This window comes from Chryseomicrobium aureum (genome assembly GCF_043182735.1).
Lineage (GTDB): Bacteria > Bacillota > Bacilli > Bacillales_A > Planococcaceae > Chryseomicrobium > Chryseomicrobium aureum.
Genome location: NZ_CP171117.1, coordinates 2067361 through 2083065, shown reverse-complemented (window position 1 = coordinate 2083065; position 15705 = coordinate 2067361). Strand labels below are relative to the sequence as shown.

At 38.0% G+C, this 15705-nt stretch carries 11 protein-coding genes; 10 read left to right on the top strand and 1 reads right to left on the bottom strand.

What is annotated here, in order from left to right; all coding sequences use genetic code 11:
- The first annotated feature begins 1 nt into the window (after window position 1).
- The 10 genes from ACF3OH_RS10855 to ACF3OH_RS10810 all read left to right on the top strand — a co-directional run bounded on the left by ACF3OH_RS10855 (window position 2) and on the right by ACF3OH_RS10810 (window position 14305).
- Window positions 2-1210, top strand: coding sequence for a glycosyltransferase family 4 protein (locus tag ACF3OH_RS10855; protein WP_392454660.1), 1209 nt, complete (start codon window positions 2-4; stop codon window positions 1208-1210).
- A gap of 16 nt (window positions 1211-1226) precedes the next feature.
- On the top strand, window positions 1227-2234 hold the full coding sequence (locus ACF3OH_RS10850) for an LCP family protein (RefSeq protein ID WP_392454659.1): 1008 nt from the start codon (window positions 1227-1229) through the stop codon (window positions 2232-2234).
- 131 nt (window positions 2235-2365) lie between these two features.
- Window positions 2366-5383, top strand: coding sequence for an N-acetylmuramoyl-L-alanine amidase (locus tag ACF3OH_RS10845; protein ID WP_392454658.1), 3018 nt, complete (start codon window positions 2366-2368; stop codon window positions 5381-5383).
- A gap of 16 nt (window positions 5384-5399) precedes the next feature.
- The gene (locus ACF3OH_RS10840; protein ID WP_392454657.1) at window positions 5400-6095 is read left to right on the top strand and encodes an SH3 domain-containing protein; all 696 of its coding nucleotides are present in this window, start codon (window positions 5400-5402) and stop codon (window positions 6093-6095) included.
- Between the two features lies 1 nt (window position 6096).
- Complete coding sequence (locus tag ACF3OH_RS10835; RefSeq protein WP_392454656.1) at window positions 6097-7650, top strand: SpoIID/LytB domain-containing protein; 1554 nt, start codon at window positions 6097-6099, stop codon at window positions 7648-7650.
- A 105-nt stretch (window positions 7651-7755) separates the two neighbouring features.
- Entirely contained in the window at window positions 7756-8499 is a 744-nt protein-coding gene (locus ACF3OH_RS10830; RefSeq protein WP_204589730.1) for a hypothetical protein, read from the top strand.
- Window positions 8500-8506: 7 nt separating this feature from the next.
- Window positions 8507-9919: a lipopolysaccharide biosynthesis protein gene (locus ACF3OH_RS10825; RefSeq protein ID WP_392454655.1), complete on the top strand. Its 1413-nt coding sequence runs from the start codon at window positions 8507-8509 to the stop codon at window positions 9917-9919.
- 31 nt (window positions 9920-9950) lie between these two features.
- Window positions 9951-11540 carry an asparagine synthase-related protein gene (locus tag ACF3OH_RS10820; protein ID WP_392454654.1) on the top strand — a complete coding sequence of 530 codons (1590 nt, stop codon included), beginning with the start codon at window positions 9951-9953 and terminating at the stop codon, window positions 11538-11540.
- A gap of 6 nt (window positions 11541-11546) precedes the next feature.
- On the top strand, window positions 11547-12944 hold the full coding sequence (locus ACF3OH_RS10815) for an O-antigen polymerase (protein ID WP_392454653.1): 1398 nt from the start codon (window positions 11547-11549) through the stop codon (window positions 12942-12944).
- A gap of 65 nt (window positions 12945-13009) precedes the next feature.
- Window positions 13010-14305 (top strand): S1C family serine protease, encoded by a 1296-nt coding sequence (locus ACF3OH_RS10810; protein WP_392454651.1) that lies wholly within the window; start codon window positions 13010-13012, stop codon window positions 14303-14305.
- 57 nt (window positions 14306-14362) lie between these two features.
- Here ACF3OH_RS10810 and ACF3OH_RS10805 read toward each other — a convergent pair whose 3' ends face one another.
- Window positions 14363-15634 carry a hypothetical protein gene (locus ACF3OH_RS10805; RefSeq protein ID WP_392454649.1) on the bottom strand — a complete coding sequence of 424 codons (1272 nt, stop codon included), beginning with the start codon at window positions 15632-15634 and terminating at the stop codon, window positions 14363-14365.
- Window positions 15635-15705 lie beyond the last annotated feature (71 nt).

Sequence of the window (15705 nt, the reverse complement as noted above, 5' to 3'; positions counted from 1 at the left end):
AATGTCAAAACCTCTAAAAATCATCTATCTGTGTCAGCACTTTCCTCCTGAAACAGGAGCTCCACAGATTCGGGTGTATGAAGTTAGTAAAGAGTTGTTGAATCAAGGGCATGAAATTCAAGTAGTGACGGCATTCCCGCATCACCCCCATGGGATTATTCCGGATGAATACAAAGGAATGAAGTATCACTTTGAAAAATTAGATGGAATTCCGGTTCATCGCACATGGATTTATCCATCACAAAAGGGTGTATTTTGGAAACGACTAATCTCGTATTTCTCATTTACATTTAGCTCGTTTTACGGACTACTAAAAGCGGGTAAAGTAGATTACATTATTGTGAATTCCCCGCCAATTTTCTTGGGGATCACGGGCTGGTTAGCAGCTAAGTTAACTGGTGCCAAGTTTATCTTCAATGTTGCAGATGTTTGGCCAGAGTCAGCCGTGAAATTGGGCTTAATCAAAAATAAGTTTGCAATCAAATTAACTGAAAAACTTGAGTCGTTTTTATATAACAGTTCATGGAAAGTTGCGGCAGCAACCGATGGAATTCAAGAGTATGTCATTCAGCATTCACAACCAGCCGAGAAAGTATTTGTATTACCAAATGGTGTGAACACAGATTTCTTTTCTTATCAATCAAAGAATAAGACAAAGCCATTTACCTTCGTGTATGCAGGTAACTTAGGATATGCACAAGGTATTGATGTGGTAATTCGGGCTTTTGCTCTAGTCAAGAAAATGCATCCTGAAGCACGATTTGTGATTGCGGGTGCTGGACCTGAAGAACAGAAGTTGAAAGAAGAAGTGAATCGACTTGACATACAAGATGTCACATTTTTAGGCCACTTGCCTCTCAGTGAAATGCCTGCTTTGTTCCACGAATCGCATGTAAGTATTGTCCCATTGCGAAATTTGGCACTTTTTGAAGGAGCGCGCCCCTCTAAGATTTTTCCTGCCTTAGCTACAGGAACTCCTGTATTATATTGTGGGAAAGGTGAAAGCGCAGAAATTTTGACGCGTAATCATTGTGGTCTAGTTGCAGAACCTGAAAATGAGCAGTCAATAGCAGAACAAATGACTCGTGTAATTGAAATGAACGAAGAAGAATTTGAGCAGCTTTCACGAAATGGAAGAAATTTAGTCGAAAAAGAATTCAGCTGGAAGACGATTGTTGACAGTTTACTTACTAATTTGGAAAACAAGTAAGGGAGGGGAGGATATCATGCAGCCTACTCGATTAAATAGAAAAAAGAAACGGCCTTGGAAACGAGTTTTATTATTAGTCGTAGTCATGTTATTTGCTGGTGCTACCAGCTATGCTTCTTACCTTGTTTATCAAACTAAAAATGTCACGTCGGAAATCTACGAACCGTTAGAGCGGGATACTGAAGAGACTCTAGATGATAAGTTAAATAAAATTCAAACCGATAACGAACCATTTTCAATTTTAATTGCTGGGATTGACGATGAAGATGGCGGAAAATATGGTCGGTCTGACGTGGTCTTAGTTGCAACTGTCAATCCTGAAAAAGAAACTATCACTATGGTTAGTATTCCACGAGATTCGTATGTATACATTCCAGAACTAGATTACTATGATAAAATTAACCACGCGTATGCCAATGGGGGAATACGTTATACTATTGAAACTGTGGAAGAACTATTGGAAATTCCTATAGATTATTATGTAACTACTAATTTCCAAGGCTTCCAAGATATAGTAGACAGTCTTGGGGGAATTGAGATAGACGTTCCTTTTACTTTTAAAACTCAATTAAGTGGAAGTTTAAAAGGCTTTACTTTTGAGGAAGGGGAAATGTCTGTCAATGGTAACGAGGCGCTCGCCTATGTACGGATGCGTAAATCGGATCCTCGCGGAGATTTAGGAAGAAACGAAAGACAACAAGAAGTTATTAAAGAAATTCTGAATGAGGCTACTAAAATTTCAAGTATTCCTAAGTTTGATAATATCCTGCAAGATATAAAAGGTGCTGTTCGGACAAACATTCCTTCTAACCAATATTTACAGTTCATGAAAGTGTATAGAGAATTAGGTACAGTCGAAATCAACCAAATTGCATTAGAGGGGTATGATAATACCCAAGCAGGAATCTATTATTATGGATTAACGGATGAATCCGTAAATCAAGTGCAGCAAACTTTGAAGAGAGAACTTAACATTTCTCCATATGCTTCGAACTCAAATGACATTAACACATCAAGTGAATAACTTGGAGATACCTAAGCAATTTAGGTGTCTTTTTTTAATTTTTTTCATAATATTTTAATCTTTATTACATTTGTCGGATTGTTTCGAAAGGAATTTGTCTATTAGAATAGAGGTATATAGAAGGAGGGCTTATGAGAAAAGTACTTATTTTATGTTTCACATTGTTATTTTTGGCCACGGTGATGGGGATTCCCCAGAATAGTTTACCGGTCCAGGCAAACACGATAGACTATTCACAGTACATAAATTCGAACCAAAAGACTATCAATTCTACAGTGAATTTGCGCCGTGGTGCTACTGTAAATTATGCAGTAGTAACTAAAATTCCTGCTAGTTCAACTGTAACTATAGTAAATGTGTTTGAAAATGCTTCAAAAGAAGTCTGGCTTTCAATAAAGTTCGGCTCATCCAGTGGATGGGTTCGATCTGATATGTTAGTTCTGTCACAGCTATTAGACTCGAAACGAGCGGAAGCAAGCGGAAATGTGCACTCAGGTGCAACGACAAATTATTCAGTAGTAGGTACGATTCAGAGTGGTAAATCTTACACTATACATAGCACCTTCATTAATTCCTCTAATGAAACATGGTTTAGAGTGGAATATTCTACAGGAAAATTCGGTTGGGTAGAGAACAAAGTATTCGAAAAACCATCCTTACTAAAAAAGGCAGAGCAAACGGGAACTATTCATTCAGGCGCGACAAGCAGTTACCGAGTAGTAGGAAACGTATCTGTTGGAACGACCTATTCAATCGTGCAGACATTTACAAACGCCGCGAGCCAAGTTTGGCACAGGATTGAGTATTCCCCTGGAAAATTCGGTTGGGTAGAGAACAAAGTATTCGAAAAACCATCCTTACTAAAAAAGGCAGAGCAAACGGGAACTATTCATTCAGGCGCGACAAGCAGTTACCGAGTAGTAGGAAACGTATCTGTTGGAACGACCTATTCGATCGTGCAGACATTTACAAACGCCGCGAGCCAAGTTTGGCACAGGATTGAGTATTCCCCTGGAAAATTCGGTTGGGTAGAGAACAAAGTATTCGAAAAACCATCCTTACTAAAAAAGGCAGAGCAAACGGGAACTATTCATTCAGGCGCGACAAGCAGTTACCGAGTAGTAGGAAACGTATCTGTTGGAACGACCTATTCAATCGTGCAGACATTTACAAACGCCGCGAGCCAAGTTTGGCACAGGATTGAGTATTCCCCTGGAAAATTCGGTTGGGTAGAGAACAAAGTATTCGAAAAACCATCCTTACTAAAAAAAGCCGAGCAAACGGGAACTATTCATTCAGGCGCGACAAGCAGTTACCGAGTAGTAGGAAACGTATCTGTTGGAACGACCTATTCGATCGTGCAGACATTTACAAACGCGGCGAGCCAAATTTGGCACAGGATTGAGTATGCCCCTGGCCAATTCGGTTGGGTAGAAGACAAAGTATTTGACCCATTAAATCGTAAAACCCTTATTTCCTCAGCTACAGTCCATTCGGGTGCACAGCAAAATTATCGAGTAGTGGGAACTGCTACTAAAGGCACATCCTATACAGTATTAGCGACTTTTACAAACGCATTCGGTGAAAAGTGGTATAGAATTCAATTTACTACTACTGTTGCGGGCTGGATAAGAGCAAATGCAATCGATCCAATTTATGTTAGCCAGCCAATAGTTGTTCCACAGGAAACCATAATTAGAGTAAATGTAGCCGTGGCAAATGTAAGGTCGATGCCATCTACTACAGCTTCTATTTCAACGAAATGGTCACAAGGAGCCTTAAAAACCGCACAAGGACTAGTAAATGCACAGGATGGAAAATGGTATCAAATTAGAGATGCAGAGCATGGTCTTGTGTATCTTCATGAATCCGTAATTTCTTCAGTAGAAATGCATCCTGATTTAAAAATAGGTTCAACGGTCTATTTGAATCGTTCAAAACCACTCTTATATTCAAACCCTTCCTATTCAGGTGGAGTCGTAGGAGCAGGTATTCAAGGTGCCAATTACACAATCGTCGATTTTGCAGTAAGCACTGATACCACTCGGTGGTATAAAGTTCAAAATCCTTCAATAGTAGCGTGGGTACCAGAGTTTGAATTAGTAGCGCAAGTTGAAACGCGTTATACAGCGAAGCCTACATTCCTCTATAGATCAGCGACGGTTACAGGTGGCACTTCAGAGTCGTTAACTCTTTCTCAGCCTGTACAGTTATTAAGACAATTAGGAACTTGGTGGAACGTGGAAACTTCAAGAGGTAATCGTGGATGGATGTTAGCATCAGATATCACAAACTTCCCGGTCTCAGGAGTGTTCGACGGAAAGTATGAAGTTCGAAATGGTCAAACCTATCTAACGTGGAAAACCTCGACAGACGTTTCTGTCAGGTACAGTATTTTGTCAAGCTCAACATTCAGAATCCACGGAAATATGACTACACTAGCACCAGTCAATGGAGCAAATCCTGCAGTCCGAACAATCACATATGGTACATCTGGAAATGGAACGCGTTATGCGGATATTACATTGTCACCAGGATATACATACACGTTTAGAAAAACTGCGACTGAAGTATTTATTAAACTCCATACTAAAGGGTTAGCCGGTAAAAAAATTATCATTGATGCTGGACACGGCGGTAAAGATTCGGGTGCAGTAGGAGTGACGGGATTAGTAGAGAAAGAAGTGAATCTTTCAACAGCAACTTATCTAAAACAGGAGCTTGAAGCAAGAGGTGCTACAGTTCTAATGATTAGATCTAATGACACTTTCTACGAGTTGGTTGAGAGAACGACACTATCAAATACAACAGATTTTGATGCGTTTGTTAGCATTCATGCAGATTCTTACTCTCGAGATTCTAGAGGTTCAACAACATTTTATAATTCAACAACGAGTTATAATGGCCCTAAAAGTGCTCAACTTGCACAAAGTATTCAAACAAACCTTATCGCGAATATTGGAACTTATAATCGAGGGTTTAGAGATGCAACCTACTTTGTGATTCGAAACAATGAACTTCCAGCAGTATTAGTAGAGTTGGCGTTCTTATCGAATCCGACTGAAGAAGCGATGTTAAAGACAACAGATTTTAGAAAAAGAGCAGCAGTAGGTATTACTAAAGGATTAGAAGAGTTTTTCCAAAAATAGTTAGGAGGCCTTTATCTTGAAAAAAGTAAGTATTGGAATCATCAGTTTACTACTTATTATGAGTCTATTTGTGCTGCCAGTTAAAAGTGGGGCATCAAGTAATTTAGTTTTAGCTTCAGTGGAATGGGTCGAAAAAGTGATTGCGGGTGTAAATGGTGAAGTGACAACTCTCAAAAATCAAGTAGCCACTCAGAAGAGTGAAATTGATGCATTGAAAAGTCGAATAGAGGCTTTAGAGAAAGGTGTTGGGTCACCAACTCCAACACCGACGCCACCGACAACAATTAAGTTCCCTGCTAGTTTTACGACTACTAAGAACAATGTCACGATTCACAGTGGAGCCACTACAAGTTATAGAGTAGTACAAACTGTGCAAAGCACGGGAACAACTTTAAAAATAATTGACCAGTTCACATCATCACAGGGACTATGGTATAGAGTTGAAATCAATTCTACTACGTTCGGTTGGGTGTTCAGTGGAAATGTTCTTTACAAAGGTGATGCAGCGTTCTCGAAAGTTGTTACAAAAACAGTAGCTAATGTTAGAAAAGGTGCAACTACTTCGTATGATACGATTGCTCGAGTTTCTGTGGGAACTGAAATGAAATACCTTGGGCAATTTAGAAATGGTTCTGGTGAAATCTGGTACAATGTTGAACTTGCAAATGGACAAAAGGGATGGATTTTAGCATCTTTGACGGAGTTGAAATAGTATGAAAAAAAGTTTGGTTCTCGCTGGATTTTTGGCGATCTTACTAATGACAACTTTAAACGTTAGTTCGGGGCACGCGTATTCTCCGAAAGTATATCCTACTGAAGCGAAAGTTAGACTTTCTAATCAATCATCCATAACCATTACACCGAACACTGTCTACCAATTAGTGAATCAGCAAACCGGCCAACTCTTTTATTCGGTGCCGAATCAGTCTATAAGTGTAAGAGGAAGTAATAGTGAGACCCAATTGCATATGGGAGGAACCATCCTTAGATCTACTAATGGTTGGCAAGTAAAAGAGTTACTAGGTGAGGCAAATGAAACGATTGTATTATTTTCAAGAGCAACAGAAGCGAGACGAGGAGCTTCTACTAATTATGCGATAAATAGAACCTACCAAGCGTTTCAAGGTGCTAAGTTAATCGGGTCTCATAATGCAGCCGGAGTACTCTGGTATAACATTGAAGACGAAGTGGGGGTCCGGCATTGGGTGAACGCATCGACGAGCTCTTTGCATACATTAGCAAGTCTACCGATTATGACGCATTCAAATGGCTTAAAGTATAGAGGTAGCTTCATAGCAACTACAGCGAATTCTGTAGTGACTTTCACAAATAGTTTAGATATTGAAGACTATTTAAAAGGTGTTGTACCTAGCGAGATGGTCTCGTCTTGGCACATGGAAGCTTTGAAAGCGCAAGCGGTGTCTGCACGCAGTTTTGCTATCCTAAAAGGAGTATTGGCGAACAATACGACTAGTCAGGTATACAAAGGCTACTCATCAGAAACCACCCGTACAAGTCAAGCTGTGGATGAAACAAAAGGATTAATTGTGAAGTCCGGGTCCAAAATAGTCGAAACATTTTTCTTCTCGACAAGTGGGGGGCGGACCGCAAACATTCAAGATGTTTGGAATACGGTTTCACAGCCTTACTATGTTTCTGTAGATGATACAATTGAGCAAAATGCAAAATCTCCCTACAGCAATTGGTCTGTACCTTACTCTGCAGCTAAAATAGTTCAAAATGCGGGGTTCAATCCATCGAAAGAATTATTACTAGATATTCAAGCAGTTCCGACAGGAGCAAATGGTGAAATTGGTAAAATTTTTGTCACTACAACTGCTGGATCCTATTCACTAGGCGAAAGAAGTAGAGCTAATGAGTTAACAATTCGCCAATTCTTTAAATTAGATAACGGTTGGAATCTCTATTCGAACTGGTTTACGCTGACACCTAAAAAAGTATCTGCCACTTACCAAGTTCAAACAGCGACCGGTGTTTCTACTCTAAATGGACTTTCAACTACAACTGTAAAAACTGCTGCTTCAGATGTGAAATTGAGCGGTTTACAAACTTCAGTTCAGACAGCAACAGAGAAACAGTTAATCCCTACTCAATCTTATATTTCTGAAGTTCAATTAACTGGTAAAGGGTTTGGACATAGAATAGGTATGAGTCAGTATGGAGCGAAAGCAAGAGCTGATGCTGGTTGGAAATATGATGCAATCATTAAACACTATTTCCCGGGTACAACAATTACAAAGTACTAAAAGTAGACCTGATGGCCTAAGTGCCATCAGGTTTTGTTTATTGACCCAGTATCATGATATAATTGGGTTTATGTTAAAAATGAATGGAAGAAAGAGGAGTAATTTATGCAAACTAAACGCCCCTATTTATTTTATGAAAATTTATCTTTTATCTGGAGTAAAAAACTAATACTACTAATTGTACCTATTCTATTTTCATTAATTCTTGGAATAGTAGGTCATTTCTTTTCAAACAATGCAAATTTTTCTGGTGAAACTGTAATTTATACAGGATCGGTGAAAAGTGAATCCTTAACAAACCCTGATTATCTTTTGGCTAACTATGGTTCTGAATTAAAGGATGATGCGGACATATTTGTTTCTGGACGTTCTTATATCAAATTACGTCTAGAGGGAAATGATCAAACATCTATCGAAACTCAACTAAATCAATTTGCAGAAGGGACTCTTGAAGGATTAAATGGTTTTGCAACGCGAGTTATTGATCAATCTCAAAATTATGTAAACATTCAAGAACAACGAATTGCACAATTAGAAGAATCGATTGCGCTTTACCAGCCTTTATTGGAACAAGCACAAACTACAGTTGAATTGGATAACTATCAACGACTACTTACATCAACGGAAATGGAACTGACTAACGCATTAGCAACTGTGCAACGTGTATCAAATGACATTGTTGTTTATGAGATGCCATCTCTTGTATCTACTGAAGTAAATCCTAAGAGTACACTTTTTGTAGAGGGTGCAGTTGCTGGATTCTTAGGTGGTCTTATTTTGACAATAGCGTTTCTTTTACTGTGGAAATATGTTCTAGACGCACGAAACTATAAAGTGCATAAGGAGTAGACCAAACGTGATAGCTCAATTAAAACGATTAGGTTCGGATTCTCTACTTTATGCTTTTATGAATGTCGGTACTAAATTGATTGCGTTCGCTCTGTTTCCTTTCTATACGTATTATTTAGCAGATGTAGCGGAGTTTGGACGTTTAGATATAATCGATCGAAGTTTATCAATGCTGACCTTTTTAGTGATATTTGGAACGGATTCAGCACTGGCTTATTATTATTATGATGTGAAAGATACGAATGAAAGATTAAAATATATTCGCTCTGTCATGATGATTCGCCTTACTATTCTACTTGTTATAGTAGGGGGCGTCTTTACTACAGGCCCTTACTTATCAAGCTGGATTTTAGATGGTTCAAATTATGTTTATTTATTTTATATTGCTTTAGGGACGTTAATGCTAGATACAATTCTTGCTGTGGTATTAACAGTGCTGCGGTATCAATTTAAAACGAAAAAAGTTGTTTTACTGACTTTATCTAAAATGCTTCTAATTGCTGTCCTCTCATTAGCGGTTCTTCATTTTATTTCACCGACTGTTGAAGGTATATTAATGGCTAGGTTGGCAGCGACATTAGCCATCACTTTACTCGTGGGAACCGTGGCTGTAAAGTTTATCAAACCAATTTGGGATAAAGCAGTTTTCAAGAAGATTCTTTGGTATGCAGCTCCATTGGTTCCGGCATCTTTAGCGTTTTGGGTCATATTGAACATGAACACATTCGTACTAAAAGAGTTTAGATCTTTAGAAGAAGTGGGCATTTATGGAACGGCCATTAAATTTGCAACGTTTATCACATTATTGACAAGTGGGATACAACTAGCATGGCGACCGTTTTCAATGGAAAAGAAAAACAATCCAGATACACCTATACTATTCTCAAAAATTTATGCACTTTTGTTAGTAGTAGGAGGCATAGGGACTCTTCTATTAACGGAAATGATGCCATGGATTATTAAGGTCTTGGAAGACTCTTATCAATCCGCATACATTTATGTAGGGCCAATAGCAATTGCTACGTTTTTAAACTTTTATTATTTGATAATAAGTTCTGGTATTTTCTTCACTAAAAAAACTAAAGTGATTTCTTATGTGTTTGGAGCTGTTTCAGTATTCTCAATTGTTGCAGCTTTATTAGTCATCCCTCCTTATGGAATATGGGGAGCAATAGTTGTATATGTATTCTCTTATGCTATTGCAACAGTCATTATCTATGGTAAGAGCCAACAGTATTATTACGTGCCACTTTCAATTGTTAAATTGATTAGCAGTATTGTACTCATTTGTGCATCAGTCGCCTTACTTACTTGGATTCAATTAATGGACTTTACCATCATCTGGCATGTGCTTCCATGGATTCTTTTCTTCGTGGGGATGTTCGCAATACGATTAGACAAGATTTTCAAGACTACATGAGTAGAGGAATGATAGAAAGATGACTTTTAAAATGGACTATGATTTTCGACATCCTGATTTAAGGTATACGGTTTTAACTGACGGCACGGTCTATATGCGAGGCTTTTTCTATTGGAAAGAAAATTTCGTCGAATCTAGCACACTATCTGACCACTTTACATGTGAGGATTTATCTAATCCGAATCTACTTGATGAAATAAATGGAGAGTTTTGTTTGGTAATTATCCCCAGCGAAGGAAGTCCCGTGCTTGTTGTAGATAAAGTTAGGACTATCCCGCTTTTTTATAAACAATTAACTGGTGGATGGCTAATAAAAGATTTTTTGTATGAGGAAGGGACACCCCTTGATGAATGTGCTACTCAACAATTTCTTCATACAGGTTACACGTTTCATAATAAAACCCTTTATCAAGAGTGGCAGCAAGTACCCACATCTCATGTAGTCATTTTGAAACAGGATGTTGCGATTCAACATCGCTATTTCTCTTATTCGAATGAACCTAGCTCGAAAAGAATTGAAGAGTTATCAGATGAATTTAGCAAAGTACTTCATGAAGTGTTTGATGACGCAGTAAAGAGGATTGGGAACAAGAAAGTGATTCTACCTTTAAGTGGAGGGAACGATTCGCGATTGCTCGCGTTATTGTTAAGAGAACGATTGCCAGCCTCTCAATTTCTATCATTCACGTACGGCGTAAAAGGGAACGAAGAAAGTTCAGTAAGTAAAAAGATAGCGGATTCTCTTCAAATAGAATGGAAATTTATTGAATACGATGAAACAATGTGGAAAACTATCTATTCATCAGAGCAATGGGAAGAATATGTCAAATATGCTTTGATGGGAGGGTCAATTCCACATATTCAAGACTTTCCAAGTGTAGTGAAGCTGTCTAGAGATTTTAAGTGGGATGCAAATGAAGTGGTTTTTATGCCTGGCCATACAGCCGATATGTTGGTAGGGGGTCATATTCCACCGGAACTAGCATTCTCGGAGCATCTTACACAACTTGATTTAGAGAAAGCAATTCAGAAAAAACATTATCGGTTATGGCAATCTAAACCCAACAAAACTGAAGGTTTATTGAAAGATTATTATCAGGAATGGTCAACTAGAACTACTTGGACTCCGACACTAGCATGTCTAGCATTTGATCAATGGAATATTGAAAATAGACAGTCGAAGTTTATTGTGAATTCGTTGAGAGTATATGAATACTTCCAACAATCATGGACTTTGCCTTTTTGGGACACTCGTTTAATCACGTTCTTTTCAAAAGTTCCTGTTGAATTTAAGTACAATAAGTATTTGTATCTGTATACTCTTCACAAGATGTATCCAGACTACTTTCCGAAACCTAAATCAACTACACAAACAATTTCATTGAATCAAAAATTCGGTGTTTTCTACCGGCCGTTGAAGTGGTTATTCCATAAAAGAAATCATCTTCAACGCTATTTTACGGACCCTATGAACTGGTACAAAATCTATCCATCATATTCCGACTATTTAAAACGATTGGCGTTTAAAAGAAAGGGTGTTCGTTACGCGAACCCTTATAATGTAAACTCCTTTATTGTTCAGGATGTTTTACGAAAAATCGAGGCAGGTACCAAAAGGTAGGTGAAGATGATGGATATCATTTTAATCTGGTTCACTGTATTTATTCTATCGACGCTTTTATTTAAGAGTGCAGCTGGAAGTTTATCGCTTACAAAGCCAAATATGATTTCTATTATTTATTATTATTCTTTTATAGTTTCAAGTTACATCGGATCATTGTTTATTGCTCTAGATGAAGACCATTTTTATATGTTGAATCGTTTAGACCATGAAGAAATGAGAATCTATGGGTTTCTGATCATTTGCTTTATTATGATTCTTTTCCCCCTAACTTTAGTTGTCATGACAAAATTGGTTGGGGTAAATACGTCAGTACTATTGACGAATTATCTAGAGATTGAGCCTGACGTTAAAAATCACCCATACACTTCTATGTTTCTAGTAGCATTCACAGGACTAAGTGCAATTGCGGTTTTAGCGACTGCGTATACCATTCTTTATACACCGGTTATACCAGTAGTCGAACTTATTAAAGGAAACTCAGCAGACCTTTCTTCTCAGCGAATTGAAGCAGGTAGAAATTTTTCTGGGAATGTTTTAATAAGAAACATCTTCGGTTTAATGCTTACGCCAATTCTTTCTCTAATAGCCTTCATCTATTTTTTGAAAAGAAAAACGATGTATTGGGGAAGTGCGTTTTTTGTCCTTCTAGCATGCTCAGTCTTTTTATATACCTATGATTTGGCGAAATCACCTATAGTTTTTTATCTTTTGATGCTAGTTTTAAGTGCATTTTTTGCGAATGCTTTCAAAATGAATGTGAAAAGAATTCTAGCATTAGGACTTGTATCTATTAGCTTATTACTTGCAATGTATATTGCAGTACAAGGGCCAGGAGCTATTGCTAGTTTTATGAATTATAATTCTGGTCCTCTTGGAAGACTGTTGTTTTCTCAAATCGCTCCCTTTTACCTACATCTGGATGCTTTCACTTATTCGCTTGACCGCTTAGGTAGTTCAGGATTACCATCATTCATAGCAGGTTTGCTAGAAACGGAACAGATTAGATCTGGGAGAGTAATGATGGAAAATGTATTTCCTGAAAGTATCGATGCGGGTACCGGAGGAGTATTGAATACCCTCTATGTAGGAGAGGCATATGCAGCGTTTGGATTAATTGGAGTAGTTGTTTTAACAATCTATATCGCGATAGTTGTTCAAGCTGTTTATTTACTTATGCTGAAACTTCCAAAAACGCCAGTGACGATTGCGGTAGCTGTATACTTTACTGTAAATTTTCCGCGTACAATTGTTGGAGGAATGGCAGATTTCTTGTTCAATCCGATTTGGACTATTGTGATTGCCATGTGTAGTGTACTATTAATCTTAGAGTACTACCCACATAGAATTAAGAACTTACTAAGTTTTTTGAAGATGAAATATTCAAAGTTTCAAATCAGATGAAACCTATTCATGAGTAGATACGTCTAATCAACAATAAAATGAGCTCATAAAGAGAGGAAGTTTATATGCGCAAAGAACGTAGACGTAAACGACTAAAACGAAAATATATACCTCTCTTACTACTTATACCTCTACTCATAATCACGGTAGTTCTAGCCTCAAATTGGTTTAAACCAGAAGTCGTCGACCAAGAGATTACGCGTCCTGTAGTAGAAGAGCCTGAGCCTATTGAAGAAGAACCTATCGAGGAAATAGAACCGCAGGAAGAGATAGTGACAGAAGAACCCAAAGAAGAAGTGGCCGAAGAACCGAAAGAGCCTGACTATGAGTCAGTGACAGAAGTTTCTGTGAGAATACCAACTACACCTGTAAAAGAAGAACCTAAAAAAGAACCAGGTCTCCTCTTAACAGAAGCAACAGGTACTGTTTTTACGGTCTATTCAGATACATCGCAGGGATCAGGTTTTCTTTATAATGCAAAAGGGGACATCATTACAAATGCGCATGTAGTCCGAGGGTCCTACGACATCACAGTAAAAAATAATACAGGACAAACTTTTCACGGGTATGTTGCTGGTGTTTCTCTTACCTCAGACCTTGCTTTAATTCGAGTTCCTGATTTAGCTGGTAAACAACCTATGCAGTTTGCTTCCACTATGGCACCAGTGAATACAGAGGTAACCGCTGTAGGAAGCCCAAATGACAAAGCAAATACAGCGACAAGTGGTAAGATTACGGCTACAAATGTACGAATTGAAGAAGAGTATGTGTATGAAAATCTTTATGAAATGACAGCTTCCATTGCTCCTGGTTCAAGTGGCGGACCGTTATTTAGAAATGATACAGGAGAAGTTATTGGAATCAATTCAATCGTTGGTGTCGGAACAGAGACGTATGGATATGCTATCCCGATTCACTTAGTGTCTGGAATCTTGACCCAGTTTAGTAAAGATGCAGACAGTATAGAGCAAGAAGGGTATGAACCTCCTCAAGATCGAGAAGATGCTTATCTCAGCGATGAGTTATTGACTGCATTTGCGTCTGACTTTAGTGAACTGTTTTATATGTATTTGTTAGACGAAACGAAGAATTATTACATTTATAGTTTGACGGAAAATTCTCCACTCATTCCAGTAGTGGAAGCAATGAGACAAGAGCTTCTAGCAGAGGCAAGTGAATTTTCTTATCAAGCAAATCGTATTGATGCAATTGAAATCGTGACAGAGCAACAAGCGTTTGTTTCTACAACGTTGGTTTACTCTGGAATGAAAGATGGCGAGCAAGTCGTGTTAGAGCGTCCAATCAATCTTAAAATTGAGATTGATGAGTTTGGAGACTATAAGATCACGGACATTCAATAAATAGTGGACATAAAAATACAGTACCTTTGTTTCTTTGGTGAAACAAAGGTACTGTATTTATTTTTTTGTGAAAACATGGTTCAGTTGTCTTCTAAGGATAGTGATACGTGGGATAGTTGCTGTCTTAGTTGGCATCATGACTTCATCCCGAGTGAGAGATGGATAATAAGGCGCCTCATATTTCACATTTCCTTGCCAATCTAAAATTGATAGTCTTTTAGCTAGACAGAAGTTAAAATAAGTAAGAGTAGATAAGCGGTATTCATCATAAAAACAGTCAGCTAGATGAGCGCGTGAATGACTCAAAACTTCTTGTGTCAGTTGAACAAGTCGTTGACGAGCATGAATGGCTTGTGTCATCTCCTCTTGCCAGCTGTCATTGTTCAAATCATAATGTGACAAGAAGAAAAGAGCACGGCCGCGATTGTAGCGAATAAAGCTTTCCCATAGTAAATCATTTTGAGCCACTTCAAAAGCAGCTGTAAAATGAGTAGTCGCTTGTTTTAGATAAAGTACAATCTTTTCATCAGTAGAAGAAGTTGTTTTTTGATCATTCGTTACAAAATACTGTAAACCTTCAACACTTTGAAGGTCCATTTCTTTTTGTGGTAACGAATTCTGAATCAGCTTCATTGCTGTCCGTAGATAGTAAAGTCCAATGTAATTTTGATAGACCGTTTGAGTCACTGGATTTTGAAACATATTGCCTCGAATATCTAAAATGGTACTCTCGATACTCTGTTGCTTACTCCGTGCTACCTGATACGTTACGATGTAATCGAGTAAATTTACGGTTTCCTCAATTAATAATAAGTTCCCACTCGATAGACTTCTAAATTCCAGTTCCTTTTTTCTGACCAACTGAATGAGTTTTTCCATCTGCCGGTGCGAGGCTTCATTGGCCTGGAATAGGTAAGGGAATACAACAATCACATCAATGAAGTATTGTAAATTTGTCGCAAACTCAATCGCTCGTGGCGATCGTTTTTTAAATCGTATAGTCAGTTCTTCAAACAATTGATTTTGCAGCCGAGTACTGTCAAAATGTCGATAAGTTCGGACTAGGCTTGTAAATGGGATGGAGTAATAGCGATTTTCTAAGACGTTTCCATCCATTCGTGTTAATGTGTTGACACTATCAATCGAGTAGTAAGTTCGAATGGCATAATAAAAGGTAAGCCCCGAGATACTAAAACTCAACCAAGTGACAATGAAAATAATTGGCTCTCCATTATTGATGTTTGGGTAGATGAGATACACGATAAAGGGCAAAAGTAAAAGAAAAATAAATGAGCTTAATAGGAAAATAGATATCTTTCGAAATGGCATAAGTTTCCTCCTTCAACTCCTTTTATCATACCTTAACAAAAAAATGGATTGCAATCAGAATTTTTCGACTC